The 26,033-nt window shown below is 68.8% G+C and carries 23 protein-coding genes; 8 read left to right on the plus strand and 15 right to left on the minus strand.

Annotated elements, in window-relative coordinates; all coding sequences use genetic code 11:
• From ACZ7LU_RS13955 to ACZ7LU_RS13980, 6 genes are all read right to left on the minus strand, one after another.
• Window positions 1-741: an ABC transporter permease gene (locus tag ACZ7LU_RS13955; RefSeq protein WP_398301431.1), complete on the minus strand. Its 741-nt coding sequence runs from the start codon at window positions 739-741 to the stop codon at window positions 1-3.
• A gap of 14 nt (window positions 742-755) precedes the next feature.
• The gene (locus tag ACZ7LU_RS13960; protein ID WP_398300855.1) at window positions 756-1,688 is read right to left on the minus strand and encodes an ABC transporter ATP-binding protein; all 933 of its coding nucleotides are present in this window, start codon (window positions 1,686-1,688) and stop codon (window positions 756-758) included.
• 132 nt (window positions 1,689-1,820) lie between these two features.
• Window positions 1,821-3,944 carry a hypothetical protein gene (locus ACZ7LU_RS13965; protein ID WP_471916789.1) on the minus strand — a complete coding sequence of 708 codons (2,124 nt, stop codon included), beginning with the start codon at window positions 3,942-3,944 and terminating at the stop codon, window positions 1,821-1,823.
• A gap of 165 nt (window positions 3,945-4,109) precedes the next feature.
• Window positions 4,110-4,592: a DUF6113 family protein gene (locus ACZ7LU_RS13970; protein WP_468311392.1), complete on the minus strand. Its 483-nt coding sequence runs from the start codon at window positions 4,590-4,592 to the stop codon at window positions 4,110-4,112.
• Complete coding sequence (gene mshB / locus ACZ7LU_RS13975; protein ID WP_471916790.1) at window positions 4,589-5,569, minus strand: N-acetyl-1-D-myo-inositol-2-amino-2-deoxy-alpha-D-glucopyranoside deacetylase; 981 nt, start codon at window positions 5,567-5,569, stop codon at window positions 4,589-4,591. Before mshB ends, ACZ7LU_RS13970 begins: the two co-directional genes overlap by 4 nt.
• A gap of 22 nt (window positions 5,570-5,591) precedes the next feature.
• The gene (locus tag ACZ7LU_RS13980; protein ID WP_055569071.1) at window positions 5,592-5,786 is read right to left on the minus strand and encodes a hypothetical protein; all 195 of its coding nucleotides are present in this window, start codon (window positions 5,784-5,786) and stop codon (window positions 5,592-5,594) included.
• Window positions 5,787-5,933: 147 nt separating this feature from the next.
• Here ACZ7LU_RS13980 and ACZ7LU_RS13985 point away from each other — a divergent pair, with 147 nt between their 5' ends.
• Window positions 5,934-8,111 (plus strand): S9 family peptidase, encoded by a 2,178-nt coding sequence (locus tag ACZ7LU_RS13985; protein WP_471916791.1) that lies wholly within the window; start codon window positions 5,934-5,936, stop codon window positions 8,109-8,111.
• Window positions 8,112-8,144: 33 nt separating this feature from the next.
• Here the strand turns inward: ACZ7LU_RS13985 and ACZ7LU_RS13990 are convergent, their stop codons facing one another.
• From ACZ7LU_RS13990 to ACZ7LU_RS14010, 5 genes are read right to left on the minus strand one after another with little or no spacing between them, the layout of a single operon-like run.
• Window positions 8,145-9,182 carry an ABC transporter ATP-binding protein gene (locus ACZ7LU_RS13990; protein ID WP_468311396.1) on the minus strand — a complete coding sequence of 346 codons (1,038 nt, stop codon included), beginning with the start codon at window positions 9,180-9,182 and terminating at the stop codon, window positions 8,145-8,147.
• A complete protein-coding gene (locus ACZ7LU_RS13995) occupies window positions 9,169-10,215 on the minus strand; it encodes an ABC transporter ATP-binding protein (protein WP_471916792.1) in 1,047 nt (348 codons plus the stop codon). Before ACZ7LU_RS13995 ends, ACZ7LU_RS13990 begins: the two co-directional genes overlap by 14 nt.
• 6 nt (window positions 10,216-10,221) lie before the next feature.
• Entirely contained in the window at window positions 10,222-11,202 is a 981-nt protein-coding gene (locus ACZ7LU_RS14000; protein WP_398300841.1) for an ABC transporter permease, read from the minus strand.
• On the minus strand, window positions 11,195-12,118 hold the full coding sequence (locus ACZ7LU_RS14005; protein WP_398300839.1) for an ABC transporter permease: 924 nt from the start codon (window positions 12,116-12,118) through the stop codon (window positions 11,195-11,197). The genes ACZ7LU_RS14000 and ACZ7LU_RS14005 overlap by 8 nt, the downstream gene beginning before the upstream one ends.
• A gap of 18 nt (window positions 12,119-12,136) precedes the next feature.
• The gene (locus ACZ7LU_RS14010) at window positions 12,137-13,774 is read right to left on the minus strand and encodes a peptide ABC transporter substrate-binding protein (RefSeq protein WP_471916793.1); all 1,638 of its coding nucleotides are present in this window, start codon (window positions 13,772-13,774) and stop codon (window positions 12,137-12,139) included.
• 370 nt (window positions 13,775-14,144) lie between these two features.
• Here ACZ7LU_RS14010 and ACZ7LU_RS14015 point away from each other — a divergent pair, with 370 nt between their 5' ends.
• From ACZ7LU_RS14015 to ACZ7LU_RS14045, 7 genes are all read left to right on the plus strand, one after another.
• On the plus strand, window positions 14,145-15,170 hold the full coding sequence (locus tag ACZ7LU_RS14015; protein ID WP_471916794.1) for an ABC transporter permease: 1,026 nt from the start codon (window positions 14,145-14,147) through the stop codon (window positions 15,168-15,170).
• An 81-nt stretch (window positions 15,171-15,251) separates the two neighbouring features.
• On the plus strand, window positions 15,252-17,036 hold the full coding sequence (locus tag ACZ7LU_RS14020) for an ABC transporter substrate-binding protein (RefSeq protein ID WP_471152151.1): 1,785 nt from the start codon (window positions 15,252-15,254) through the stop codon (window positions 17,034-17,036).
• A gap of 85 nt (window positions 17,037-17,121) precedes the next feature.
• Window positions 17,122-18,102, plus strand: coding sequence for an ABC transporter permease (locus ACZ7LU_RS14025; protein ID WP_471916795.1), 981 nt, complete (start codon window positions 17,122-17,124; stop codon window positions 18,100-18,102).
• An 18-nt stretch (window positions 18,103-18,120) separates the two neighbouring features.
• Window positions 18,121-19,167, plus strand: a complete 1,047-nt coding sequence (locus ACZ7LU_RS14030; protein WP_471916796.1) for an ABC transporter ATP-binding protein — start codon at window positions 18,121-18,123, stop codon at window positions 19,165-19,167.
• Between the two features lie 26 nt (window positions 19,168-19,193).
• Window positions 19,194-20,234: an ABC transporter ATP-binding protein gene (locus ACZ7LU_RS14035; protein WP_471916797.1), complete on the plus strand. Its 1,041-nt coding sequence runs from the start codon at window positions 19,194-19,196 to the stop codon at window positions 20,232-20,234.
• A 137-nt stretch (window positions 20,235-20,371) separates the two neighbouring features.
• Window positions 20,372-20,908 (plus strand): GNAT family N-acetyltransferase, encoded by a 537-nt coding sequence (locus tag ACZ7LU_RS14040; RefSeq protein WP_471916798.1) that lies wholly within the window; start codon window positions 20,372-20,374, stop codon window positions 20,906-20,908.
• 329 nt (window positions 20,909-21,237) lie between these two features.
• On the plus strand, window positions 21,238-21,819 hold the full coding sequence (locus tag ACZ7LU_RS14045) for a hypothetical protein (RefSeq protein ID WP_468092126.1): 582 nt from the start codon (window positions 21,238-21,240) through the stop codon (window positions 21,817-21,819).
• Window positions 21,820-21,895: 76 nt separating this feature from the next.
• Here the strand turns inward: ACZ7LU_RS14045 and ACZ7LU_RS14050 are convergent, their stop codons facing one another.
• Genes ACZ7LU_RS14050 through ACZ7LU_RS14065 form a run of 4 tightly spaced genes read right to left on the minus strand, consistent with a single transcriptional unit; the run spans window position 21,896 to window position 25,997 of the window.
• Window positions 21,896-23,047 carry an ABC transporter ATP-binding protein gene (locus ACZ7LU_RS14050; protein ID WP_471916799.1) on the minus strand — a complete coding sequence of 384 codons (1,152 nt, stop codon included), beginning with the start codon at window positions 23,045-23,047 and terminating at the stop codon, window positions 21,896-21,898.
• Complete coding sequence (locus ACZ7LU_RS14055; RefSeq protein ID WP_471916800.1) at window positions 23,040-24,101, minus strand: ABC transporter ATP-binding protein; 1,062 nt, start codon at window positions 24,099-24,101, stop codon at window positions 23,040-23,042. Before ACZ7LU_RS14055 ends, ACZ7LU_RS14050 begins: the two co-directional genes overlap by 8 nt.
• 11 nt (window positions 24,102-24,112) lie before the next feature.
• On the minus strand, window positions 24,113-25,075 hold the full coding sequence (locus tag ACZ7LU_RS14060; protein WP_468087515.1) for an ABC transporter permease: 963 nt from the start codon (window positions 25,073-25,075) through the stop codon (window positions 24,113-24,115).
• Window positions 25,068-25,997, minus strand: a complete 930-nt coding sequence (locus tag ACZ7LU_RS14065; RefSeq protein ID WP_468087517.1) for an ABC transporter permease — start codon at window positions 25,995-25,997, stop codon at window positions 25,068-25,070. The genes ACZ7LU_RS14060 and ACZ7LU_RS14065 overlap by 8 nt, the downstream gene beginning before the upstream one ends.
• Window positions 25,998-26,033 lie beyond the last annotated feature (36 nt).

The following is a 26,033-nucleotide window of genomic DNA, read 5'->3' on the forward strand; positions in this document are numbered from 1 at the left end:
TCACGCCTTCAGTGTGTCCTTCCGGTACAGCCACGCCGCGCCGCCCGCGAAGAGAAGGAAGTAGGCGACCAGGAGCGTGAGGTCCTTCGCGTGCGGTGCGTCGCCCAGCTCGATGGCCTGTCCGAGGGCGGCGTACGCGTGGGTGGGCAGCCAGGACGCCGCCTCCTGGAGCCAGTGCGGGAACGTCGTCACCGGCATCCACAGGCCGCCGAGCATGGAGAGCCCGAAGTAGACGATCATCGTGATCGGGCGCACGGCGTCGCCGGACGCGAGGTAGCCGATGGCCACGCCGAGGGCGGCGAAGCAGAGGCTGCCCGCCCAGATCGCGCCGGTCAGCGCCAGCCACTGCCAGGCGTCGAAGCGGACGTCCTTGAAGATCGCGGCGACCGCGAAGACCACGAGGATGGACGGCAGGCTGACCACGGCCGCGCTCGCCGTCTTCGCCAGGACGTACCCCCGCCCGGGGAGCGCCGTCAGGCGCAGCTGCCGCACCCAGCCGCTCTCGCGCTCCTTGGCGATGCGCTCGCTGTTCCCCATGAGTACGGCGGTGAGGGCGCCGAAGGACGCCATCGAGACCATCATGAACGCGGGGACGGACAGGCCCGTGTCGGGGACCTGGTCGGCGCCGTTCTGGGTGCCCGCGATGATCAGGAAGAGCATCGACGGATAGATGACGGAGAAGAAGAGGAACTTGCGGTTGCGCAGGGCGCGGGTGATCTCGAGCTTGATGAGGCTGTTCATGCCGTGGGTGCCTTTCATGCGGTCCTGGCCTCCTCGGCCTCGGTGATCGCCACGAAGGCCTGCTCCAGGCCGAGCCCGGCGACTTCGAGGTTGCGGGGGTACACGCCGAGCCCGTACAGCGCGTGCACGGTGGCGTCGGCGTCCGTCGACTGGAGGCGGACCGTGTGGCCCGCGATGTCGAGGGTGGTGAGGAAGGGCAGCGCGCGGAGCCGTCGCGCGAGCTCCGGGTCGATCCGCTCCAGGTCGAACGCGACCTTGCGGGCGCCCGCCTTCGCCTTGATCTCGGCCGCGGTGCCGTCCGCGAGGAGCCGGCCGCGGTGCAGGACCAGGACGCGGTCGGCGATCGCGTCGGCCTCCTCCAGATAGTGCGTGGCGAACAGGACCGCGCGCCCCTGATCGGCCTGCTCCCGCATGGTGGCCCAGAACGCCTGGCGCGCGGTGACGTCCATGCCGGTGGTCGGCTCGTCGAGCACGATCAGGTCAGAGGCGCCGGCCGTGGCGAGCGCGAAGCGGACGCGCTGCTCCTGGCCGCCGGAGAGCTTGTCGGCCTTGCGGTCCGCGATCTGGGTGATGCCCGCGTGGGCGAGCACGTCGTTGACGCGGTGGGGTCTCGGGTGCAGCTCGCAGGCGAGCGTCACCAGCTCGCGCACGGTGACCTCGCCCATCAGTCCGCCGCTCTGCAGCATGGCGCCGACCCGGCCCGCCGTGATCGCCTCGCGCGGCTCGGTCCCGAAGACCCGCACGGTTCCGCTGTCCGGGCTGCGCAGGCCGAGCAGCAGGTCGAGGGTGGAGGACTTGCCCGCGCCGTTCGGCCCGAGGAGCGCCACCGTCTCGCCCGGGTGGAGGTCGAGGGTCAGGCCGTCGACGGCGCGGACGTCGCCGTAGTTCTTGGTCACCCGCTCGAAGCTCACCGCGCTGGTGACGGGCGGTGCTGTGGTCGTCGTCATGTGCACCATCGTCACAAAACCGCAGGTCACGGCGGCAGTGTCGGATGTGGTGACTACGGGATGACAGATGTCATGCCGGAGGCCGGACGGTTCACCCGGGTGAACCGTCCGGCCTCCGCCGGCCTGCGGGAATCAGCTCGCGTTGGTCTCGATGACGCCGATCCGCTCGGCGGGCGTCTTGCCGACCAGCGCCTTGCCCATCGCCGCGGCCACGTCGGTCGGCTGGACCGGCGTCTTGGAGCCGTCGCCGCGCTGGATCAGGACGCCGTCGAAGACGTTGCCGTACAGCTTCTTGAGCTCTTCGAGGTTGTAGTGCACCTGAAGGGTGCCGTCCTTGAGGGCCTTCGTCTCCAGGATCTTCGGCAGCGACTTCTCCGGGCCGAAGGGGATCGACTTGGCACCCGCCTTGATCGTGACGTTGGCGGACATGGCCGGCTTGGCGAACCGGGTCATGAACTTGTCCACCTCGGCCTTGGAGACGGTCGGCTTGCGCGTGGTGACCGGCACCTGGACCGCGCCCGCGCTGCCCGTCTCGACCTGCTTCTTGTACGCGTCGGCGACCGAAGCGGTCGACGCCTGCGGGTCGATGCCCTTGCCGACCTTGCCGTAGACGGGCTGGGCCTTGCCCGGCACGAACTTGACCGTGCCCTCCTGCGCCGTGCCCGAGCCGCCCGCCGCGCGCTCCAGGGCGGCCGCGAGCTTCTCCTCGTCCACGGGCATGACGGGCTCGACGACACGCTGGCCGCCGAAGAGCGAACCGATCACCGAGACGGGGTTGTAGTCGCTGCCCGCGGCCTCGCGGACAGTGGCCTGGCTGTCCAGGGTGAGGCCCGCCTGGTCCGGCTTGAGCGTGACCGTGTCGCCGCCCACCGAGAGCTTCAGCGGCTTGGTGACGCGCGCGTCGAGGGCCGCGTCGAGCTTCTTCACGGCTTCGTCACGGGTGCCGCCGCCGATGTCGACGCCGAGCACGGTGGTGCCCTTCGGGACGTCGGCGTGGTTCATCAACAGGCCCGCGCCGTACGCCCCGCAGCCCGCGACCACGACGGCGGCCGCGAGGAGGACCAGCTTGTTGCGGCCCTTCTTCTTTTTCGGCGCGGCAGCGGCGGGCGGCACGTCCGAGCGCACCGGGTCGGGCAGCTTCGGCGGGGTGTGCGGAACCGGTCCTTCACCCTGCGGGCCCGGCGCGAACGGGGAGTTGTCCTGCGTGGGCGGCACGACGGGGATGCCGCTCGTGAGGGTCTCGCCGGAGACGTTGGCGCCGGGCGCGGGAGCGCCGGGGCCACCGGGGCCGCCGGGGCCGCCCGGAGCACCGGGTCCGCCGGGCACCTGGCCGCCGCCGACGGGCGGACGCGGACCGCCGGGCGGCGGGACCGGGCCGGACTTCTGCGGCGTGAGGATCGCGGTGTCGTCGCTCATGACGCCGGAACGGGGCGGCCGCGCACCGGAGTCGGCGGGGCCGCCGGGTGCGCCAGGAGCGCTGTGGCGGCCCGGAGGCGCCAGCGGGCTGTCGCCCGTGACGGGGCCGCCGGTCGGTCCTGCGGGCCGGGAGTCCCCGGAGCCGCCCATACCGCCGGAGAAGTACGGCAGGTCGCCGCGGTGCGGGTCGCTCTGCGGGCCGCCCGAGCCGAGGGGGCCCGACGCGACGGCGCCGGACACGTCGAACTGCCCCGTACCGGAACCGTTGGCCCCCGGGCCGTTCGCCCCCGGACCATTCGCCCCGGGGACACCCGAACCGCTCCCGGTGTCACTCCGGGCGGGCTTGCGCGGCGCGAACCAGTCGCTCGTCTTCTCGTCGGCCGAGGACTGCGAAGGGGAGGCCGAGGAGGAGGCCCCCTGGCCGCCCTCACCCGACGCGGAACCGGAACCTGAACCGGAACCAGCTCCGGAGGAAGCCGGGGAGGCCGGGGCTCCGGCCCCCGTCGCCCCGCCCGCGTCTCCCGCGCCGGGAGCACCCGGTGCGGCACCGTCCCTGCGGCTGTCGTCGTCCACGGATGAGGAGTCCCCGTGCGAGCCCTCGTCACCGACGGGCGTACGCATGACGACCGGCGGGATGGGCCGCGAACCGGGAATGTTGATCCGGATGCGGGTGGTCAGCGTGGTCTGGGTCTCGGGCTCGTCGGGCCGCCGCGCGCCGTCCGCGCCGCCGTCGGCGGCAGCGCCCTGTGCCGGGGAGCCGTACGGCGGCGTCCCCGAGGGGTATGCGGCTCCACCGCGCCCCTGGGGCCCGGAGGACGAACTGTCAGTTTCACGACTCAAGGCAGGTTCTCCTGGTTGACTCCGCCGCCCGTCTCGACCTCGTCCGGGGTCCCCCCGGCCGGAGGTTGGGGGAGGCTCGGCGGCCGCACCACCATACTGGCCGCCGTCGGCACTCATTCCGTGACCGGCGTCAAACCCCTGCGGGACACGGTCCGAAGTGGTACGTCACTTGCCAAGTCGGGCGGCGGGCGCGCTCGGTTGCGACCCCTGCCCGAGCGTGGCGCACATCACAGCGACGGCCATTCCGCCGAGCAGGAAGCCGTACGAGCCGAGATCCGCGCCGAAGAGGAAGTCGCCCTCGGGTCTGGTGGCGGTGAGCAGCATCACCACGACGAGCCAGCCGGCGGCGGGCGCGACGGCCCCCGCCTTGGTGCCGACCGCCCGTGCCCCGCCGTAGAAGGCACCGGCGGCGCCGACGAGCGCGAGCAGCAACCCGGCGGGGAAGAAGCCGCCTTGGACGAGTGCTCCGGCGGCGCCGACGACGGCGCCGAACACGAAGAGCCCGGCGTAGGCGGCGAGGCGCCCCGCCCTGAGGGGCTGCGCGAGGAAGCTGCCGCCGGCGGGGGCGGCGGCCGCGCCGGAGGACGCGGGTCTGCCGGCCGCGGCCCCGGAACCGGAACCGGACGCCGCACGGGATCGCGTACTCACAGCGCGGTCACCTCCGCCACATCCGTCACCCTTTCAAGTCTCGCGAAGAGATCCGTCTCACGGGACGACCCCTCTGATGACCCCTCTGATGACCCCTCTGATGATCCCTCGGATGAACCCGAAGATCCCTCTGTCGACGCTTCTCCCCGCACCAGCTCGTAGTACTCCACATCGAAGATGGGCTGGGCGAGCTGGTTGGAGAGGACGAAGAGCGGGCCGCTCACGGTGATCTGGGTGGCGTGGGCCGCCATCGCCGCCGTCTTGGCGCTCTTGAAGGCCCTGCCGTCGATCTCGGTCGTGATCCGCTCGTCGTCCGTGACGCCGGGCACGTCGTCGACGGCGGCGGGCGTGCCGAACGGCGAGTGCCCGAGCGCTCCCGACATCCAGCGGAAGCGCTCCTCGACCACGGACCGCGGGGCGCGGTTCCAGTAGATCTTGTCGATGGCGTGGGGCGCGCCGAGGTCGGCGCGGAAGGCCGGATCGGCCGCGAGGTCGGCGGCGCGCATGGCGACGCGGTGCGCCTTGATGTGGTCGGGGTGGCCGTATCCGCCGTCGGGGTCGTACGTCACGAGGACCTGCGGGCGCACCTCGCGGACCACCTCGACCAGGTGGGCGGCCGCCTCGTCGAGGTCGGCCGACCAGAAGGCGCCGGGGCGGTCGTTCTGCTCGGTGCCCATCATTCCGGAGTCGCGGTAGCGCCCGGGGCCGCCGAGGAAGCGGTGGTCGGTGACCCCTACTTCCTTCATGGCGGCGGCCAGTTCCCCGATGCGGTGGGCGCCCAGGGCGTCCTCGCGGTCGGCGGCGAGATGGGCGAGCTCGGCCGGGATGACCTCGCCCTCCTCGCCGAGCGTGCACGTCACCAGGGTGACGTGGGCGCCCTCGGCCGCGTACTTGGCCATGGTCGCGCCGGTGGTGATCGACTCGTCGTCGGGGTGCGCGTGCACGAGCAGCAGGCGCCGGGCGGGCAGTTCCGTCATGGGACCACCCTACGAGCCCCGGTCAGAACTTGATGTCGCCGATCATCCCTGCCACGTTCGTCGTCAGCTCGTTGATGGTCGGCGCGACGGACGAGCTCGCGAGGTAGAAGCCGAGCAGCGTACAGACGACCGCGTGCCCGGCCTTCAGCCCTGACTTCTTGACCAACAGGAAGACGATGATCGCCAGCAGCACCACCGCCGAAATCGAGAGTGCCACGGCGGTCACCTCCAAGTCGTTGACGAAACCCAGTGCGGACGCCAGCAGGTACATACCCACCAAGCGCTACGGATCATAACTATCCGTGCGGACGCATGACTCGGAGCACGGCAGCACAGGGGGGCGCATGAGCCATAGGCTCGGGGGATGACCACCGAGAACCCCGGAAATCCCAGGCCCGACGAGAGCCCGGCGCAGCGGCTCTCCTTCCCGCGTCAGCACGCCCGCACGCAACGCTTCACCCTCGGCGCGCCCCGTGCGTTCACGGTGGCGCCGGACGGTTCACGCCTTGTCTTCCTGCGCTCGTCCGACGGCACGGACCGCGCGAACCGGCTGTGGGTCCTGGACGTGTCGGACGGCGGCGGCGAGCGCGTGGCGGCCGATCCGCACGTGCTCCTGGGCGGCGCCGCCGAGCGGTTGTCGCCCGAGGAGCGCGCACGGCGGGAGCGCAGCCGAGAGGGCGGCGCGGGCATCGTGGGGTACGCGACGGACGCGGCGGTGGAGCTGGCGGCGTTCGCGCTGTCGGGCCGGCTCTTCGCGGCGGAGCTGCGCGCGGGCACGGCTCGCGAACTGCCCGCGCCGGGCCCGGTGATCGACCCGCGCCCCTCGCCGGACGGGCGGCACGTCGCGTACGTGGCGCGGGGCGCCCTGCGGGTCATGGGCGCCGACGGTGCGGGCGACCGGGCCCTGGCGGCGCCGGAGCCGGGCCAGGAGGCGACGGTCGCCTACGGCCTCGCGGAGTTCATCGCGGCCGAGGAGATGGGGCGTTCACGGGGCTTCTGGTGGTCGCCGGACTCGGACCGGCTGCTCGTCGCGCGGGTGGACGACGCTCCCGTACAGCGCTGGTGGATCGCGGACCCGGCGCATCCGGAGCGCGAGCCCGAGCGGGTCGCGTACCCGGCCGCGGGCACGCCCAACGCGGACGTACGGCTGTTCGTCCTGGGCCTGGACGGGTCGCGCACCGAGGTGGTCTGGGACCGCGCCCGCTTCCCCTATCTCGCGCGCGTGCACTGGTCGGCGGACGGCGCTCCGCTGCTGCTCGTGCAGTCGCGCGACCAGGGCAGCCAGCTGTATCTGGCGGTGGATCCGGACGGCGGGTCGACGCGGATGGTGCACGCGGAGGAGGATCCAGAATGGCTTGAACTTTTCCCTGGAGTGCCGTGCTGGTCGCCCAGCGGAAAGCTGGTGCGGATCGCCGACGAGGGCGGCGCGCGCGTCCTCGCGTGGGGGGAACGGCCGCTGACCGGGCCGCAGTTGCACGTCAGGGCGGTCCTGGACGTGACGGAGGAGGACATTCTGATCTCGGCGTCGGCGGGCGCGGCGGCGGCCGACCCGGAGACCGGTGAGATCCATGTGTACCGCGTCAACGAACTGGGCGTGGGGCGCGTGTCCCAGGAGCCCGGTGTGCACTCCGCGGTCCGTGGGGGCGGCCGCGGCGGCCTGACCGTCCTGGTGTCCGCCACACTCGACCGTCCCGGCGCTCAGGTCCAGGTGCTGCGCGAGGGCAAGCAGGTGGCGACCGTCGCCTCACACGCCCAGCGCCCGGGGCTCACTCCGCGCGTGACGCTCACCGAAGGGGGCACGCGGAGGATTCCGTGCGCCGTCCTGCTCCCCACTGATTACAAGGACACGGACGGGCCCCTTCCGGTACTCCTCGATCCGTACGGCGGCCCGCACGGCCAGCGCGTCCAGCGCGCCCACAACATCTTCCTGACCTCGCAGTGGTTCGCCGATCAGGGCTTCGCGGTGCTCGTCGCGGACGGCCGCGGCACGCCGGGCCACTCCCCCGGCTGGGAGAAGTCGATCAAGTACGACAAGACCCTGACGCTCGAGGACCAGATCGACGCGCTCCACTCGCTCGCCGACCGGTTCCCCTTCGACCTCGGCCGGGTGGCGATCCGCGGCTGGTCCTTCGGCGGCTACCTGGCCGGCATGGCCGCGCTGCGCCGCCCCGACGTGTTCCACGCGGCGGTGGTCGGCGCCCCGGTGACGGATCTGCGGCTCTACGACACGCACTACGAGGAGCGGTACCTCGGCGACCCGGCCCGCAACGCGGACACGTACCGGTACAACTCACTCATCTGGGACGACGGACTCGTCGCAGCGGCCGAACCGCACCGCCCGATGCTGATCGTGCACGGCCTCGCCGACGACAACGTAGTGGTGGCGCACTCGCTGCGGCTCTCCTCGGCGCTGCTCGCCGCGGGCCGCCCGCACGAGGTCCTGCCCCTGTCCGGTGTCACGCACATGACGCCTCAGGAGCAGGTCGCGGAGAACCTGCTGCTGCTCCAGGTCGACTTCCTGAAGCGCTCCTTGGGGCTCTGACCGCTCCGCTCAGATCACTCCGCGGGCCCGCGTCTACGGCACGACCTGCTTCTCCTCGGCGAAGTGGCAGGCCGAGTCGTGCGCCGCGGGCCCGTCCTCGTACCGGAACTCCGCGGGCACCGCGAGCGCCGGGACCTCCAGGGCGCAGCGCTCCCGCGCCTTCCAGCAGCGGGTGCGGAACCGGCAGCCCGAGGGCGGGTTGGCGGGCGACGGCACGTCTCCGGCGAGGATGATCCGCTCCCGGTGCTCGCGCGCCTCGGGATCGGGGACCGGCACGGCGGAGAGGAGGGCCTGGGTGTAGGGGTGCGTGGGGTGTTCGTAGATCTCCTCGTCCGAGCCGATCTCGATGATCCGCCCGAGGTACATCACACCGACGCGGTCGGAGATGTGCCGCACGATCGACAGGTCGTGGGCGATGAAGACGTAACTCAGGTCGAACTCGTTCTGCAGCTTGTCCAGGAGGTTGATGACCTGCGCCTGTACGGAGACGTCGAGCGCGGAGACCGGTTCGTCGGCGACGATGACCTCGGGCCGCAGCGCGAGGCCGCGGGCGATGCCGATGCGCTGGCGCTGGCCGCCGGAGAACTGGTGCGGATAGCGGTTGATGTACTCGGGGTTGAGACCCACCACGTCAAGGAGTTCCTGGACCTGCCGGCGGCGCGAGCCCTTCGGGGCGACCTCGGGGTGGATCTCGTACGGCTCGCCGATGATGTCGCCCACCGTCATGCGCGGGTTCAGGGACGTGTAGGGGTCCTGGAACACCATCTGGATGTTGCGGCGGACCGCCTTCAGCGCGCGCCCGGACAGCTTGGTGATGTCCTCGCCCTTGTAGCGGATCTCGCCCGCGGTCGGCCGTTCCAGGTTGACCAGCATCTTCGCGACCGTCGACTTGCCGCAGCCGGACTCCCCCACGATGCCGAGCGTCTCGCCCCGCGCCAGGTCGAAGTCGACGCCGTCGACGGCCTTGACCGCGCCGACCTGCTTGCGGATGACGATGCCCTGGGTCAGCGGATAGTGCTTGACCAGGCCGCGGACCCGGAGGATCGGCTCGCCGCCGTCACCGTGACGCATCGAGCGTCTCCTTCCAGAAGTGGCAGGCGCTCCTGCGGTCGGCGGTCAGTCCCTCGTACGTGACCTTCGCGAGCGGTGGATCGTCGGTCACGCAGATGTCCTGGGCCATGGGGCAGCGGGGGTGGAAGGGGCAGCCGGGCGGGATGTTCATGAGGTTGGGCGGCAGGCCCTTGATCGCGTAGAGCTCCTGGCCCTTCTGGTCCAGGCGCGGGATGGATTCGAGCAGGCCGAGGGTGTACGGGTGGGCGGGCGCCCGGTAGATCTCGTGGACGGGGGCCCGCTCGACGATGCGGCCCGCGTACATGACGGCGATGGTGTCGGCGACGTCCGCGACGACGCCGAGGTCGTGGGTGATGAGGATCAGGCCCATGTTCATCTCGCGCTGGAGCTCCGCGAGCAGGTCCATGACCTGCGCCTGGACCGTCACGTCGAGGGCGGTGGTGGGCTCGTCGGCGATGATCAGCGAGGGTTCGAGCGCCATCGCCATGGCGATCATGATGCGCTGGCGCATGCCGCCGCTGAACTGGTGCGGGTACTGCCCGACGCGCTCCCTGGCCGCCGGGATGCGCACCCGGTCCATCAGCTCGACGGCCTTGGCCTTCGCGTCCTTCCTCGACATGCCCTTGTGCACGACGTACATCTCGCCGAGCTGCTCGCCGACGCTCAGCACCGGGTTCAGGGAGGACAGCGCGTCCTGGAAGATCATCGCCATTCCGGCGCCGCGGACCTTGCGCCGCTCCTCCTCCTTCAGCTTGAGGAGGTCCCGGCCCCGGAAGAGGATCTCCCCCTTGGTGATCTGCCCGGGCGGCATGTCGAGGATGCCCATGACGGCCTGGGCGGTCACGGACTTGCCGGAGCCCGACTCGCCGAGGACGGCGAGGGTCTCGCCCGCGGCGACGCTGTAGTCGACGCCGTTGACGGCCTTGGCGACCCCGTCCCTGGTCCGGAACTCCACGTGCAGATCGCGGACTTCGAGCAGCTTGGAGGCCTGGGGCTCCTTGGGTGCGGGGGCCTCGGATGCCACGGTTGCCATGGGCGCCTACCTCAGCTTCGGGTCGAGGGCGTCGCGCACCGCGTCGCCGAGCATGATGAACGCGAGCACGGTGATCGCGAGGGCCCCGGCCGGCCAGAGCAGCATGTGCGGGGCGTTGCGGATGTACTGGGAGGCGGCCGAGATGTCGATGCCCCAGCTGACCGTCGGCGGCTTCAGGCCGACGCCGAGGTACGAGAGCGTGGCCTCCAGGGCGATGTAGGTGCCGAGCGCGATGGTCGCGACGACGATGACCGGCGCGACGGCGTTCGGGGTGATGTGGCGGAGCAGCATCCGGGAGTTGGAGGCGCCGAGGGCCCGCGCCGCCTGGACGTAGTCGTTCTGTTTGGCGGTGATGACGGAGCCGCGCGCGATGCGGGAGATCTGCGGCCAGCCGAGCAGCACCATGAAGCCGACGACCGGCCAGACGGTGGAGCTGGTGACCACGGACAGGAGCACCAGGCCGCCGAGGACGACGGGGATGGCGAAGAAGATGTCGGTGATGCGGGAGAGGACCGCGTCCCACGCGCCGCCGAAGAACCCGGCGAGCCCGCCGAGCACGCTGCCGATGACGGCGACGCCGAGGGTGGCGCAGACGCCGACGGTGACCGAGACCCGGGTGCCGTACACGACCCGGGTGTAGACGTCGCAGCCCTGCTCGTTGAAGCCGAAGGGGTGGCCGGGCGCCGAGCCCTTCTGCGCGTTGGCGAGGTCGCAGTCGAGCGGGTTGCGGGAGGCGATGAGCGAGGGCCAGAGGGAGATGACGACGAGGAAGAGGATGATCAGGCCCGAGACGATGAAGACCGGGTTGCGCCGCAGGTCCCGCCAGGCGTCGGACCACAGGCTGCGGGCCGGCGCCGAGGGGCCGCTGCCGTCGGGGCCGCCCGCCGCCGTCTTCTCCAGGGACGTCGCCTCGCTGGTGGCGAGGTCCATCGCGCCGCCCATGCCGGTGGCGGCCATGGCGCGCTCCGGCTCCTGCGGTTCAGGCATAGCGGATCCTCGGGTCGAGTACGGCGTACAGGAGGTCGACGATGAGGTTGGCCACCAGGAAGACCAGGACGAGGACGGTCACGAAGCCGACGACGGTCTGGGTGCTCTGGCGGAGGATGCCCTGGTAGAGCTGGAAGCCGACGCCGTGGATGTTGAAGATCCGCTCGGTGACGATCGCGCCGCCCATCAGGGCGCCCACGTCGGTGCCGATGAAGGTGACCACCGGGATCAGTGAGTTGCGCAGCAGGTGGCGGGTGATGACGCGGCGCCGGGGCAGGCCCTTGGCGATGGCGGTGCGGACGTAGTCGGCGCGCCGGTTCTCCGCGATGGAGGTGCGGGTCAGGCGGGTCACGTACGCCAGTGAGACGGAGGCGAGCACGAGCCCCGGGATCAGCAGTTCGTTGAAGGGCGCCTCGCTCGACACGGAGGGTTTGATGACGCCCCACTGGACGCCGAGGAGGAGTTGCAGGACGAGTCCGGTGACGAAGGTGGGGATGGAGATCACGACGAGCGTGAGCAGCAGCACCGCGGTGTCGACGGGACGCCCGCGCCGCAGGCCCGTGAGGACGCCCAGCGTGATGCCGATGACGATCTCGAAGACGATGGCGACGAGGGTCAGGCGGATGGTGACGGGGAAGGCGGCCGACATCAGCTCGGTGACCTTCTGGCCGTTGAACGCGGTGCCGAAGTCGCCGGTGAAGACGTTGCCCATGTACGTCAGGTACTGCTGCCACACCGGCTTATCGAGGCCGAACTCCTTCTTCAGGCGGAGGGCCGTCGCGGGGTCGCACCTGCGGTCCCCGCAGAGCCCCGCGACGGGATCGCCCATCACGTTCACCATCAGGAAGATCAGCAGCGTGGCGCCGATGAAGACGGGGATCATCTGCAGCAGACGCCGGATCACATAACGTCCCATGGCGGGGCTCCCGGCGTCTCAGTCGACCTTGATCTCGTTGTAGACGGGCACGCTGAACTGGTTGAGGGAGACGTCGGAGACCTTGTCCGAGTAGCCGGCGCTGCCGTTCTGGTACCAGAGCGGGATGGCGGGCATGTCGCGGGTGAGGATCTTCTCGGCGTCCTGGAACTTGGCCGTGGCCTTGCCGGTGTCCGTCTCTCCGTTGGCCTCGTTGACGAGCTTGTCGAACTCGTCGTCGGAGAACTTGCCGTCGTTGGACGGGGCGTCCGTGTAGTAGACCGGCTCCAGGAAGTTCTGGATCAGCGGGTAGTCCATCTGCCAGCCCGCGCGCCAGGCCCCGTCGAGCTCCTGCTTGGAGGCCTTGCTGCGGAAGTCCGCGAAGGTGCCGACGGGACTGGCGACGCACGCCTTGTCCTGGTCGAGGGCCTTGTTGATGGAGTTGCAGACGGCGTCGACCCACTCCTTGTGGGAGCCGGTGTCCGCGTTGTACGTGACCTTGAGGGTGCCGCCGGGGATGCCGCCGCCCTCCTCGACCAGCTTCTTGGCCTTCTCGGCGTCGTACGTGCAGGCGTCGCCGCACAGCCCCTTCCTGAAGCCGCCCTTGTCGCCGAGGACCGGCGAGGTCCAGTCGGAGGCGGGCGTCCGCGTCTTCTGGAAGATGGTGTCGGTGATCTGCTCGCGGTTGATGGCCATGGACAGGCCCCGGCGGACCTTCTCCATGCCCTTCTTCTTCCACTCGCTGTCGTAGAGGGGGAAGGCAAGGGTCTGGATGATGCCGGCGGGGGTGTTGATGTAGCGGTCGCCGAGGTCGTTCTTGGCGTTCTTGAGCTGCGAGGCGGGGACGTCGTCGACGAGGTCGAGGTTGCCGGCCATCAGGTCGGTGTAGGCGGTGTTGTTGTCGGTGTAGACCTTCATGTCCACACCGCCGTTCCGCGCCTTGTCCTTGCCGGGGTAGCCGGCCCACTTGCGCAGGGACATCTGCGAGCCCTTGGTGTACGAGTCCACGGTGTACGGGCCGTTGCCGACGGGCTTGGAGAGCCAGGCGTCGTGGTTGTCGTAGAACGCCTTGGGCAGCGGCGCGAAGGCCGGGTAGCCGAGGGTGTCGGGCCAGGTGGAGAACTTCTGGCTGAGCTTGACGGTGAAGGTCTTGTCGTCGACGACCTTCAGTCCGGAGAGGGTCTCGGCGCTCGGGTCGCCCTTCTCGGGGTGGACCTTGTCGTACCCGTCGATGTAGCCGAAGAAGTAGGCGTTCTTCTGGTTGTTCTTCAGGTGGGCGCCGTAGTTCCAGGCGTCCACGAAGGACTTGGCGGTGATCTTCTCGCCGTTGCTGAACTTCCAGTTGTCCTTGATCTTGACCGTGAAGTTCTGCGCGTCCTTGGTCTCGATCGACTCGGCGACCATGTCCTTGGCCTCGCCGGTCTTCGGGTCGTACCGCTTGAGCCCCCGGAAGATCATGTCGAGGATCTTGCCGCCCTGGACCTCGTTGGTGTTCGCCGGTTCGAGCGGGTTCTGCGGGTCGCCCCAGGAGGAGCTCACGATGCCGGAGCCGTCACCGCCACCGCCGCCACCGCCGCTTCCCCCGCCACCGCAGGCCGTCGCCGCGAGAGCGACCGCCACCGCACATGTGGCCCACTTGGCGTGCGTGGCTCCGCGCATGGAGTCCTCCTGTTGTCCGGGTGTCTCGCGTACCGCCAAATATCGCCTCAATCTGCATGAATCGCACATTTACCCCGGCCGTACGAGTACGAGCCCATCCGGATGTACGCATTCCGAGACGTTGGCGCCCGCATATCGGACTCATTGCCGGGGTCGCCCGGGATCGCCCCGCCTTGTCCATCACGCATGATTACGCCAAGGCAATGGCATGCCCATGTTCACGCAAAGTCTTGATCAAGAAACCCAAGAGCGGCCCAAGGCGCCTGACGATTCATTGACCGCGTGGGAAACGCCTTGCGAAAGTCGCGCCTAGCCCGTGGGTGCTGGTTGTCCTGCGGATTCCTGATGACCCCTCCGGGCCTGGAGCGCCATGACCTCGCCAACTCCCGCTGCCGCCGCCACGCTTGAAGTGACGGACGCGGCATCCGGCACGCCTTCTTCGCCCAAGGACCAGGGCAGCAAGGGCCGTTCGCCGGGCCGGCTCGCCTGGACCCGGTTCAAGCGGGACAAGTCCGGCGTTGTCGCCGCGTGTGTCGTGCTGTTCTTCTTTGTTGTCGCGCTGTGTGCGCCGTTGATTTCCATGGCGTACGGCAAGAATCCGTACGACACCTACGGACTCGACCAGCCAGGGCTGCTCAACGACTTCAACTACCCGGTCAAGCCGAACGGCGGTATCGACGGGGACTTCTGGTTCGGTATCGAGCCGGTGCTCGGCAGGGACGTCTTCACCTTCCTCCTGTACGGGATCCGCAACTCCCTGCTGATCGCGGCCGCGACGACGATCCTGGTCACCCTGCTCGGCATCACCATCGGCCTCACCGCCGGGTACATCGGCGGCAAGACGGACTACCTCATCGGCCGGGTCATCGACATCCTCCTGGCCTTCCCGTCCACGCTCTTCTACATCGCGTTCTTCCCGGTGATGATCTCGGTCCTGGTCAGCCCCGAGGACAAGATCCCGCAGTGGCTCACCATCACCAGCCTCATCACGGTGATGACCGCTTTCGGCTGGGCTCCTATGGCACGACTGCTGCGCGGCGAGGTACTCGCGCTGCGTGAGCGGGAGTTCGTGGAAGCGGCCAAGGTCACCGGAGCCTCCCCGGCACGCATCATCTTCAAGGAACTCCTCCCGAACCTGTGGACGCCGATCCTCATCCAGGCGACCCTCCTGCTGCCGCTGTTCGTCACCGCCGAGGCGGGCCTCGCCTTCCTGGGCGTCGGGCTCGAGGAGCCGACGCCGGACTGGGGAGTGATGATCCAGAACGGCTCGAAGTACTACCAGGACGACATCACCTTCATGGTGTTCCCCGGCCTCGCCATGGTGATCTTCGTAGTGGCCTTCAACCTCCTCGGTGACTCGGTGCGCGACGCGCTCGACCCGAAGACCAAACGCTGACACTCCCCAGGACCGGCACGCGCGACGGGGCCGTAACGGTTCGCTCTCCGCTCTTTTCCTTCACACAGGGTTGGTAGCCACATGTCAATCTCCCGCAGAAACCTCCTCATCTCGACATCCGTGGCGGCAGGCGGCTCGCTCGTCCTGTCCGCGTGCAGCAGCGGCGACGCGGGCGGAGGCGAGGGCGGATCGCACGGCGGTGCCACGGAGTACACGAACGCGACCGTGAAGGTGGGCACCAAGGAGGACTCGACCGGGCCCGCGCCCGCGGTGCCCGGCGGAAAGAAGGGCGGCACGATCTACGGTGTCGCCGAGGACGACGTGTCGCACTTGGACCCGCAGCGCATCTACTTCGCGTACAACTCCTCCATCGCCAACCTCTTTGCACGCTGCCTCACCGGCTACCAGACCGACATGAAGGGCCGTCAGACCCTGGTCGGTGACCTCGCCACCGACACCGGAACGGCCTCCAACGGCAACAAGACCTGGACCTTCACGCTGAAGGACGGTCTGAAGTGGCAGGACGGCAGCGAGCTCACCGTCGACGACGTCCGACACGGCTTCGAGCGCGGCTGGGCCCCGTTCGTCACCGAAGGCGCCATCTACGTCCAGCAGGCGCTGACGGGCAAGGGCGCCAAGTGGCGTGACGCGTACGAGGGCCCGTACAAGGGCAAGCACCTGGACTCGATCGTCACCGACAAGGCGAAGAAGACCATCACCTTCCACTTGAAGGAAGCCCGCCCGGAGTTCAACTTCACGCTGGCGATGCACTCGTACGCCGCGACGCCCGTGAAGCACGACACCAAGGAGAAGTACGACAAGGCCCCCTTCTCCTGTGGCCCCTACATCGTCAAGCACCGCACCATCGACAAGTCGATGACGCTGACGCGCAACAAGCACTGGGACCCGAAGACCGACCCGATCCGCAACGCGTACCCGGACAGCTTCGAGTTCGAGTTCGGACCGACCGGACCCGAGTCCTGCGACCGCTTCATAGCGGACCAGGGCAAGGACCAGCAGATGGTCGCCATCTACGAGCCGATCCCGGCCGAGCGCATGCAGAAGGTGCTCACGACGCCCGACATCAAGAAGCGCAGCTTCAACGGTCTGTCGTCCGGCACCTACTACTTCGCCATCAACATGAAGCGCGTCACCGACGTCGAGGTGCGCAAGGCCCTTCTCATCGCGTGGCCGCTGGAGCAGAGCCGCAAGATCTACGGCGGCACCACCGCGGGCGACTACGCCACGACGATCCTCAGCCCCGACATCGTCGGCCGCGAGAAGTTCGACCTCTACGGCAAGCTGGACATGCCGCAGGGTGACGTGAAGAAGGCGCACGAGATCCTGAAGAAGGCCGGCAAGCTCGGCACGAAGATCGTGTACGCCTTCCCGCGGCGCCCCACCTACGACAAGACCAAGATCGTCATCGAGAAGAACCTGAAGGCCGCGGGCTTCGAGCCGGTCATCAAGCCGCTCAACTCGACGGACTTCTACGACCAGGCACAGCGCCTGGACAACAAGTTCGACGTGATGTGGTTCGGCTGGTCCCCCGACTGGCCGACTGCCTACACCATGATCCAGCCCATGCTCGACGGCACGGCCATCGGCGACGGCCAGAACAACGTCTCGCAGTGTGACATCCCCTGGATCAACGAGGCGATCAAGAAGAACGCCGTCATCTCGGACCCGAAGGAAGCCGGCAAGGCCTGGGCCGCACTCGACAAGCGGATCATGAAGGAGGTCGTGCCGATCATTCCGGAGACCTACCAGCGCCGTTGGTACCTGCACGGCTCCAAGGTCGGCGGCGCCATACACGACCCGCAGTTCGCCGCGACGCTGCTGCACAAGACCTACGTCAAGGCCTGACGACCGGCCCCCGGGGCGGGCTCACCGCGTGCGCCCGCCCCGGCCCCCACCTCCCTAACGGCATCCGTCAGGAATCCCAACTGTCATGCTCCGCTTCCTCATTCGCCGCACCATCGGCGGCGCGGTCATCCTGCTGATCATCAGCGCGATCGTCTTCCTGCTCTTCTACGCCGCCCCGCGCGACCCCGCGCGCCTGGCCTGCGGCAAGGTCTGCCCGCCCGACACGCTGGCGCTGGTGAAGCACAACCTGGGGATCGCCGACCCACTGCCCATGCAGTACTGGCACTGGTTCGAGGGCCTGTTCGTCGGCCGCGACTACGACACGTACGGCTTCTGTGACGCGCCCTGCCTCGGCTACTCCTTCCGCAACCGCGAGCCCGTCCTCGCCACCATCCTCGACCGCTTCCCGACGACCGTCTCCCTCTCTCTGGGCGCCGCGGTCGTGTTCCTCATCTTCGGTGTGGGCACCGGCATGCTGGCCGCCATCAAGCAGGGCAAAGCCCTCGACAAGATCGCCTCGTCGGCCTCGCTCATCGCGTCCTCGATGCAGATCTACGTCGTCGGCGTCTTCGCCGTGTACCTCCTCACCGACCAGCTGCACCTGCTGGACCGGCCCACGTACACGCCGATCACCGAGAACCCCGCCAAGTGGTTCTCCGGGCTGCTGATCCCCTGGCTCGTGCTCGCGCTCATCTTCACCGCGAACTACACGCGTATGACCCGCTCCCAACTGGTCGAGACGATGAACGAGGACTACGTCCGCACGGCCCGGGCCAAGGGCCTCTCCAGCCGCACGGTCTTCTTCCGCTTCGCCTGGCGCGGCGCGATGGGACCGATCGTCACCATCTTCGGCCTCGACGTGGGCGTGCTCCTGGGCGGCGCGATCATCACCGAGAAGACCTTCGCCCTGCACGGCATCGGCGAGCTCTCCGTGAAGGCCGTCGACACCAGCGACCTGCCTCTGTTGCTCGGCGTCGTCCTGGTCGCCGCCGCGGCGATCGTCGTCTTCAACATCATCGTCGACGCCCTCTACGCGCTGATCGACCCGCGCGTGCGGCTGTCCTAGGGCTCAGGGAGAGACCTGATGAGCACCACCCCCTTCCTGTCCGTACGCGACCTGCGCGTCCACTTCTCCACCGAGGACGGCATCGTCAAGGCCGTCGACGGTCTCGACTTCGAGGTGGAGAAGGGCAAGACCCTCGGCATCGTGGGCGAGTCCGGCTCCGGCAAGTCCGTCACCAACCTCGCCATCCTGGGCCTGCACCACAAGGACAGCACCGCCATCGACGGCGAGATCCTGCTCGACGGGCAGGAGCTCCTGACCGCCACCGAGCGGGAGCTGGAGAAGCTGCGCGGCAACAAGATGGCGATGATCTTCCAGGACGCCCTCGCGTCCCTGTCGCCGTACCACACCATCGGCCGGCAGATCGGCGAGACGTACCGCAAGCACACCGGCGCCTCCAAGAAGGAGGCCAGGGACCGGTCGATCGAGATGCTGACGAAGGTCGGCATCCCGCAGCCCGACCTGCGCGTGGACGACTATCCGCACCAGTTCTCCGGCGGTATGCGCCAGCGCGCGATGATCGCGATGTCGCTGGTCTGCAACCCGACGCTGCTGATCGCGGACGAGCCGACCACGGCCCTCGACGTGACGGTCCAGGCGCAGATCATGGACCTCCTGAAGGACCTGCAGCAGGAGTTCGGCACGGCGATCATCTTCATCACGCACGACCTGGGCGTGATCGCCGACATCGCCGACGACGTCCTGGTGATGTACGGCGGGCGGTGTGTGGAGCGCGGCACGAAGAAGGAGGTGCTGCGCGCGCCGCAGCACCCCTACACGTGGGGCCTGCTCGGCTCGATGCCGTCGCTGGACGGCCCGGTGGACGTGCCGCTGTCGCCGATCCCCGGTTCGCCGCCCAGCCTCCTCAACCTGCCCTCGGGGTGCCGCTTCCACCCGAGGTGCGCGTTCACCGAGCAGGTCGAGGGCGGGCGCTGCGCGGGCGAGCTGCCGCTTCTCGAGCTGTCCGAGGGCCGGGGCGCGGCCTGTCACCTCAGTGACGAGCAGCGGTCGGAATTCTTCGCGGACTTCGCGGGCGACGCCGGGCGCGGCGCGCGTACCGCCGACTGACGTACAAGAGACGGGATTTCACCACGATGAGCAGCACCACTCCCACTCCTCTCCTGGATGTCAGCGGGCTGACCAAACACTTCCCGGTCATGGGCGGGTTCCCGTTCAAGCGGAAGATCGGTGCCGTGCAGGCGGTGGACGGCCTGGACTTCACCGTCGGCGAGGGCGAGAGCCTGGGCCTGGTCGGCGAGTCCGGCTGCGGCAAGTCGACGACGGGCCGCCTGATCACGCGCCTCCTGGAGCCGACCGGCGGAAAGATCTCCTACCGCGGCCAGGACATCACGCACGCCTCGCGCAAGCAGCTGGCGCCGGTCCGCTCGGAGATCCAGATGATCTTCCAGGACCCGTACGCGTCGCTGAACCCGCGCCAGACGGTCGGCAAGATCATCTCGGGTCCGATGGAGGTCAACGACATCAACCCGGCGGGCGGCAGGGAAGCCCGTGTCCGCGAGCTCCTCGAAACGGTCGGCCTCAACCCCGAGCACTACAACCGCTTCCCGCACGAGTTCTCGGGCGGCCAGCGCCAGCGCATCGGCGTGGCACGGGCTCTCGCTCTCGAACCCAAACTGATCGTCGCGGACGAACCGGTCTCGGCGCTCGACGTCTCGATCCAGGCGCAGGTGGTGAACCTGCTCCAGAAGCTCCAGAAGGACCTGGGCATCGCGTTCCTCTTCATCGCCCACGACCTGGCGGTGGTACGCCACTTCTCGCAGCGGGTCGCGGTCATGTACCTGGGCCGGATCGTGGAGATCGCCGACCGCGAGAGCCTGTACGGGAACCCGCGCCACCCCTACACGAAGGCGCTCCTGTCGGCGGTGCCGGAGGCGACGGCGGACGACGTGCCGCGCCGCGAGCGCATCCTGCTGAAGGGCGACGTCCCCTCCCCGGTCAACCCGCCCTCGGGCTGCCGTTTCCGCACTCGCTGCTGGAAGGCGACGGACAAGTGCGCGTCGGAGGACCCGCCACTGGTCCAGATCGACGGCAACCGGGAAGGCCACCTGACGGCGTGCCACTACCCGGAGGACTCGACGGAACTTGCGGTCCCCGCGGCCCGCAAGTCGCTCTGACCGCCCCGCACTCAACGGACCGGGGCCCTGCCCACAGTCCTCCCCCTCCGGGCAGGGCCCCGCTCACCGGAACCGGCCCGCCCTCCCCCTTGACCCGAGCGGGGCGGGGCCGGTTCCGGGCCTGCGATCATGCGGAGATGAGCACACACCACACGTCCGACCGGCCGGGCGCGGTCCGGCTCGCCCAGTACACGAGGACCGAGCAGGACGAGATCCTGGGCGCCGGCGACGACCCCTTCGGCGTCGCTGAGACCGGCCTGGCCTGGCTGCCGAAGGAGGAACACTTCGGCATACGTCACGAGGGCCGACTCGTGGCCCACGCGGGCCTGCGACGCCTGCCCCTGTCGGTCGACGGGACCGACCTGGAGGTCATCGGGGTCGGCGGCGTGGCGGTCGCCCCCGACGTACGCGGCCGGGGCCTGGCTCGCGAGGTCCTCACGACGGCCCTGTCCCACGCCCGCACCCTGGGCCCACCCCACGCCCTGCTCTTCTGCCGCCCTCCGCTCGTCAGCCTGTACGAGAAGCTGGGCTGGCACGCACTCGACACCGAGGTACAGGTCGAACAGCCCGGCGACCGGGTGGTGACCATGCCCCTACGCACGATGGTGACACCCCTGCATGAGGACGCGCGGTGGCCCGACGGGCCGGTACGACTGCGGTCACTCCCCATGTGACAAGCGAGGTGCGACAAGCGACAGAAGTGCTCGCGCTACGTCCCGGGCGGCCAGGCGCTCGGGGCGCGACAGCGGGGCGCACGCGGACCAGATTCACAACTTCGCCAAAGTAGATCCTCCCCCGAGCGCGCCACGTCGAGCCGACCCGCACAACAGCGGTCCGTCGCCAACCTCGCGTGCAGCTCCACGTCGCTCAGGCCCGCCGCGACACATGCGCCAAAACACCCTCATATCTCGCTCAAATCACTAGCTTCAGATACCACGGATCCATAAGTTGGTCACAGAAAGCTGATCACTCCGCACAATGAGCGACAGGATGTGGCTGACTTATGCGCACCCCCACCACTGCGGCCCTGACGGTCACAGCGGCCCTACTGGCCGGAACAGTGGCCGCCGCCGGCCCCGCGACCGCCACGGAAGAGCCACAGAAGGCAGCCGACGGCGTGTCCGTCCGCGACGAGATGCCTCAGTCGACGACGAGTAAGGCCAAGGTCAAGAACGGCAGCCAGAAGGTCTACTCGGCCAACATCGGCTACAACAGGGAGTCTTGGAGCGAGTGCAAGTCGGGCGCCTCCACCATGGAAAAGGTGGTCTGGAACCTCGGCAAGGTGACCCGGAAGTCCGCGCGCATCAAGAGCATTCGCGTCCGCTACTACAACGAGCGCGAGCTGCACGTCGGCTCGGCCTACCTGGACGACGGCTACAAGCACGAGCGCTGGCGCAAGGCGAACGGGTGGTACATCCCCAAGGGTGTGGAGGAGTGGCGCACGTACAAGATCAATAAGACAGTGAAGTTCGCGAAGAACAAGCCTTTGCACTTCATGCTGCACGTCCAGCTCGCGGGCGCCAACGAGCCCACGTGGTGCCACCCCAAGGCGAAGCTCTGGTTCTACCTCAAGCCCAACCGGTAGGAGCCGGCGCGCCCCGGGGTTATGGGAATGCCCCGCCATGTTTCGTACACGGCGGGGCATGCCCATGCTCGAGCGATTACGCCGCGTGCACGACGTTCTTCTCCTCCGCGAAGTGGCAAGCCGACTCATGGGCGGCCGGAGTGTCCTGGCCCTTGAAGCGCTCCGGGATCGCGAGCAGGGGGACTTCCTTCGCGCACTTGTCCTCCGCCTTCCAGCAGCGGGTGCGGAAGCGGCAGCCCGAGGGCGGGTTCGCGGGGGACGGCACGTCGCCCGTCAGAATGATCCGCTCGCGGCCCTCGCGGGCCTCGGGGTCCGGGACGGGGACCGCGGAGAGCAGGGCCTGGGTGTAGGGGTGGGTGGGGTGTTCGTAGATCTGCTCGTCCGAGCCGATCTCGGCCATCTTGCCGAGATACATCACGCCCACCCGGTCCGAGATGTGCCGGACGATGGACAGGTCGTGCGCGATGAAGAGGTAGGAGAGGTTGAACTCGTCCTGGAGCTTCTCCATCAGGTTGATGACCTGGGCCTGGACCGAGACGTCCAGGGCCGAGACCGGCTCGTCGCAGATGATGATCTCGGGGTTCAGGGCCAGGCCGCGGGCGATGCCGATGCGCTGGCGCTGCCCGCCGGAGAACTGGTGCGGGTAGCGGTTGATGTACTCCGGGTTCAGGCCCACCACGTCCAGCAGGTCCTGGACCTTTTGGCGGCGTGAGCCCTTCGGGGCCACCTCGGGGTGGATCTCGAAGGGCTCCCCGATGATGTCGCCCACCGTCATCCGCGGGTTCAGGGAGGTGTAGGGGTCCTGGAACACCATCTGGATGTTGCGGCGGACCGCCTTCAGCGCCCGCCCGGACAGCTTGGTGATGTCCTGGCCCTTGTAGAAGACCTCGCCGGCCGTGGCCCGCTCCAGGGTCATCAACAGCTTGGCGACCGTGGACTTGCCACACCCCGACTCGCCCACGATGCCCAGCGTCTCGCCCTGGTACAGGTCGAAGGAGATCCCGTCGACCGCCTTGACCGCACCGATCTGCTTCTTGATCAAGATGCCCTGGGTCAGCGGGAAGTGCTTGACCAGATTGCGGACCTGCAGAATCGGCTCACCGCGCTCCACCGGCGCCTCAATGGCCGCCACGGCCTCCTCGGCGGAGCTCACCTCGACGGTTTCCACCGCGGAGACGTTCGGCGTCTCGTCCTGAGGCCCCCCGGACTTCTTGAGCGGCTCAGCCATGGATCGTCTCCTTCCAGAAATGGCACGCGCTGCCGCGGCCCGGCAGCTGGGCGCCGTCCTGCTCGGTGACCGGCACCAGCGCCGGGATCTCCGTGCGGCAGATGTCCTGCGCCTTGGGACAGCGCGGGTTGAACGCACACCCCCCGGGGATCTTCAGCAGGTTGGGCGGCAGACCCTTGATCGCGTAGAGCTCCTGGCCCTTCTGGTCCAGGCGCGGGATCGAGTCCAGCAGGCCACGGGTGTAGGGGTGCGCGGGGCGCTTGTACAGCTCGTGCACCGGCGCCGTCTCCACGATCCGGCCCGCATACATCACCGCGATCTTGTCCGCGACATCGGCGACGACACCCAGGTCGTGGGTGATCAGGATCAGACCCATGTTGTACTCGCGCTGCAGCTCCGCGAGCAGGTCCATCACCTGGGCCTGCACCGTCACATCCAGCGCCGTGGTCGGCTCGTCCGCGATGATCAGATCCGGCTCCAGGGCGAGCGCCATCGCGATCATGATGCGCTGGCGCATCCCGCCGGAGAACTGGTGCGGATAGTCGTTCACCCGCTCCTTGGCCGCCGGGATCTTGACCTTCTCCATCAGCTCGATGGCCTTGGCCTTGGCTTCCTTGCGGCCCATGCCCTCGTGCACCCGGAACATCTCGCCGAGCTGATAGCCCACCGAGAGGACCGGGTTGAGCGAGGACAGCGCGTCCTGGAAGATCATCGCGATCTTCCGGCCGCGGATCTTCCGGCGCTCCTCGGCGGACATCTTCAGCATGTCCTGCCCGCGGAAGAGGATCTCGCCCTGCGGGATCTTGCCCGGCGGCATGTCGAGGATGCCCATGATGGCCTGGGCCGTCACCGACTTGCCGGAGCCCGACTCGCCGAGGACCGCGAGCGTTTCACCCGCGTCCACGCTGTAGTTGACGCCGTTGACGGCCTTCACCACGCCCTCACGGGTGTGGAACTCGACATGGAGGTCCTGCACGTCGAGGAGGCGGCCGCTCTTCTCCTCGCCCGAGCGGGGGGCGGGGAGAGAGCCTGTCTTGAGATCGATGCTGGTCATGTACGCCTCCCTCAGCGCAGCTTCGGGTCGAGGGCTTCGCGTACGGCGTCACCCATCATGATGAACGCCAGCACCGTGATACTCAGCATTCCTGCCGGGAAGAACAGCGTGTGCGGGTTGTTCCGGATGTCCTGCGTCGCCTTGGAGATGTCGCCGCCCCAGGAAATGGCGTCGTCGGCGAGGCCGAGACCCAGATACGAGAGCGTCGACTCCGCCACGATGTACGTGCCGAGCGAGATGGTCGCCACGACGATCACCGGAGCGAGTGCGTTCGGCAGGATGTGGCGGACCAGGATCCGCTTCGTCCCGGCGCCGAGCGCCCGCGCCGCCACCACGTAGTCGGCGTGCTTGGTCGTGATGACCGCGCCGCGCATCACACGGGTGATCTGTGTCCAGCCCAGGAAGGCCAGGGCGCCCATCACGACCCACACGGTGCGGTCGGTGAAGGCGTTCAGCACGACCATGGCGCCGAGCAGGAACGGGATGCCGAAGAACACGTCGGTGAGACGCGAGATGAGGCTGTCCCAGAAGCCGCCGAAGTAGCCGGCGAGCATGCCCATCAGACCACCGAAGAGGGTGACCAGGATGGTCACGCCGAGGCCGACGGTGATGGAGTTGCGCGTGCCGTAGACCACGCGGGAGTAGATGCTGCGGCCCTGCCGGTCGTATCCGAACCAGTCGGCCTGGAAGAGGTGGCCGTAGTTGGGCTTCTTCAGGAAGTCGTTCGCCAGGTCGGCGCTCTTCGGGTCGACGCTGGTGAACAGGCCCGGGAAGACCGCCACCACGAGCAGAATCGTGATCAGCACCGCGGAGACCATGAAGAGCGGATTGCGGCGCAGATCCCGCCAGGCGTCCGCCCCGAGGCTGCGGGGCTTGCCCGGCGCCGGCGTGGCGGAGACCGCGGAACCCGCCACGACTTCGTCCTGGGCCGCGGCCTTCTCGTCCGTGGTCGAGGTCTTGGTGAGGTCAGGCATAACGGATCCTCGGGTCCAGGACCGCGTAAAGCAGGTCGACGATCAGGCTGGCTGCGAGGTACACGAGCACCAGGACGGTGACGACACCGACGATGACCGAGCCCTCTCGGTGGGCGAGCGCCGTGAACAGCAGGTTGCCGACACCCGTCACGTTGAAGATGCCCTCGGTGATGACCGCGCCGCCCATCAGGGTGCCGATGTCCGTACCGAGGTAGGTGACGACCGGGATCAGCGAGTTGCGCAGCAGGTGCCGGGTGACGATGCGCTGGCGCGGCAGGCCCTTGGCCACCGCGGTCCGCATGTAGTCGGCGGACCGGTTCTCGGCGATGGACGTCCTGGTCAGGCGGGCCACATAGGCGAGGCCGACCATGCCGAGCACGATGGCCGGCACCATCAGCTGGCCCATGTTCTCGGAGTCCTGAACCGTTGGTGTGATCCAGCCCAGTTCGTTGCCGAAGAACAGCTGGCAGAGCAGGCCGATCACGAAGATCGGGACGGAGATCACCAGCAGAGTGAACAGCGTCACCGTGTTGTCGACGAACCGTCCACGACGTACACCGGCCAGGACACCGAGGGTGATGCCCACGATGAGCTCGAACGTCCAGGCCATCGAGGCCAGCCTCATGGAGACCGGGAAGGCCTGCGAAATCTCGTCGAGCACGGGCCGGTTGCCCGCGATGGTGTTACCGAAATCGCCCTGCAGCAGACCGCGCATGTAGTGCAGATACTGCTCCCACAGCGGCAGGTCCAGCCCACGGTCGTGCTTCAGCTGCGCCACCTGTGCGGGGTCCGGCGGCTTGTCGCCCCAGAGCGCCCGTACGGGGTCACCGGGGAGCACGTTGACCATGAGGAAGATAAGCAGGGTTGTCCCGATGAAGACCGGGATCATCTGGAGCAGTCGCCGCGCGACGTAGCGCCCCATTGGTGCCTCCGTCCAATCCGGAGCCGCCCGAAGCGA

It is taken from the genome of Streptomyces sp. NPDC039462 (assembly GCF_055639375.1).

What these genes read in the sequence shown, in the direction of transcription:
- ACZ7LU_RS14020 (WP_471152151.1), top strand. Translation starts at nt 15,252, where the DNA reads ATGTCAATCTCCCGCAGAAACCTCCTCATCTCGACATCCGTGGCGGCA.
- ACZ7LU_RS14005 (WP_398300839.1), bottom strand. Translation starts at nt 12,118, where the DNA reads ATGGGACGTTATGTGATCCGGCGTCTGCTGCAGATGATCCCCGTCTTC.
- ACZ7LU_RS13995 (WP_471916792.1), bottom strand. Translation starts at nt 10,215, where the DNA reads ATGGCAACCGTGGCATCCGAGGCCCCCGCACCCAAGGAGCCCCAGGCC.
- ACZ7LU_RS13990 (WP_468311396.1), bottom strand. Translation starts at nt 9,182, where the DNA reads ATGCGTCACGGTGACGGCGGCGAGCCGATCCTCCGGGTCCGCGGCCTG.
- ACZ7LU_RS14040 (WP_471916798.1), top strand. Translation starts at nt 20,372, where the DNA reads ATGAGCACACACCACACGTCCGACCGGCCGGGCGCGGTCCGGCTCGCC.
- ACZ7LU_RS14045 (WP_468092126.1), top strand. Translation starts at nt 21,238, where the DNA reads ATGCGCACCCCCACCACTGCGGCCCTGACGGTCACAGCGGCCCTACTG.
- ACZ7LU_RS14025 (WP_471916795.1), top strand. Translation starts at nt 17,122, where the DNA reads ATGCTCCGCTTCCTCATTCGCCGCACCATCGGCGGCGCGGTCATCCTG.
- ACZ7LU_RS14015 (WP_471916794.1), top strand. Translation starts at nt 14,145, where the DNA reads ATGACCTCGCCAACTCCCGCTGCCGCCGCCACGCTTGAAGTGACGGAC.
- ACZ7LU_RS14055 (WP_471916800.1), bottom strand. Translation starts at nt 24,101, where the DNA reads ATGACCAGCATCGATCTCAAGACAGGCTCTCTCCCCGCCCCCCGCTCG.
- ACZ7LU_RS13985 (WP_471916791.1), top strand. Translation starts at nt 5,934, where the DNA reads ATGACCACCGAGAACCCCGGAAATCCCAGGCCCGACGAGAGCCCGGCG.
- ACZ7LU_RS14065 (WP_468087517.1), bottom strand. Translation starts at nt 25,997, where the DNA reads ATGGGGCGCTACGTCGCGCGGCGACTGCTCCAGATGATCCCGGTCTTC.
- ACZ7LU_RS14010 (WP_471916793.1), bottom strand. Translation starts at nt 13,774, where the DNA reads ATGCGCGGAGCCACGCACGCCAAGTGGGCCACATGTGCGGTGGCGGTC.
- ACZ7LU_RS14060 (WP_468087515.1), bottom strand. Translation starts at nt 25,075, where the DNA reads ATGCCTGACCTCACCAAGACCTCGACCACGGACGAGAAGGCCGCGGCC.
- ACZ7LU_RS13955 (WP_398301431.1), bottom strand. Translation starts at nt 741, where the DNA reads ATGAACAGCCTCATCAAGCTCGAGATCACCCGCGCCCTGCGCAACCGC.
- ACZ7LU_RS14030 (WP_471916796.1), top strand. Translation starts at nt 18,121, where the DNA reads ATGAGCACCACCCCCTTCCTGTCCGTACGCGACCTGCGCGTCCACTTC.
- ACZ7LU_RS14000 (WP_398300841.1), bottom strand. Translation starts at nt 11,202, where the DNA reads ATGCCTGAACCGCAGGAGCCGGAGCGCGCCATGGCCGCCACCGGCATG.
- ACZ7LU_RS14035 (WP_471916797.1), top strand. Translation starts at nt 19,194, where the DNA reads ATGAGCAGCACCACTCCCACTCCTCTCCTGGATGTCAGCGGGCTGACC.
- ACZ7LU_RS14050 (WP_471916799.1), bottom strand. Translation starts at nt 23,047, where the DNA reads ATGGCTGAGCCGCTCAAGAAGTCCGGGGGGCCTCAGGACGAGACGCCG.
- mshB (WP_471916790.1), bottom strand. Translation starts at nt 5,569, where the DNA reads ATGACGGAACTGCCCGCCCGGCGCCTGCTGCTCGTGCACGCGCACCCC.
- ACZ7LU_RS13960 (WP_398300855.1), bottom strand. Translation starts at nt 1,688, where the DNA reads ATGACGACGACCACAGCACCGCCCGTCACCAGCGCGGTGAGCTTCGAG.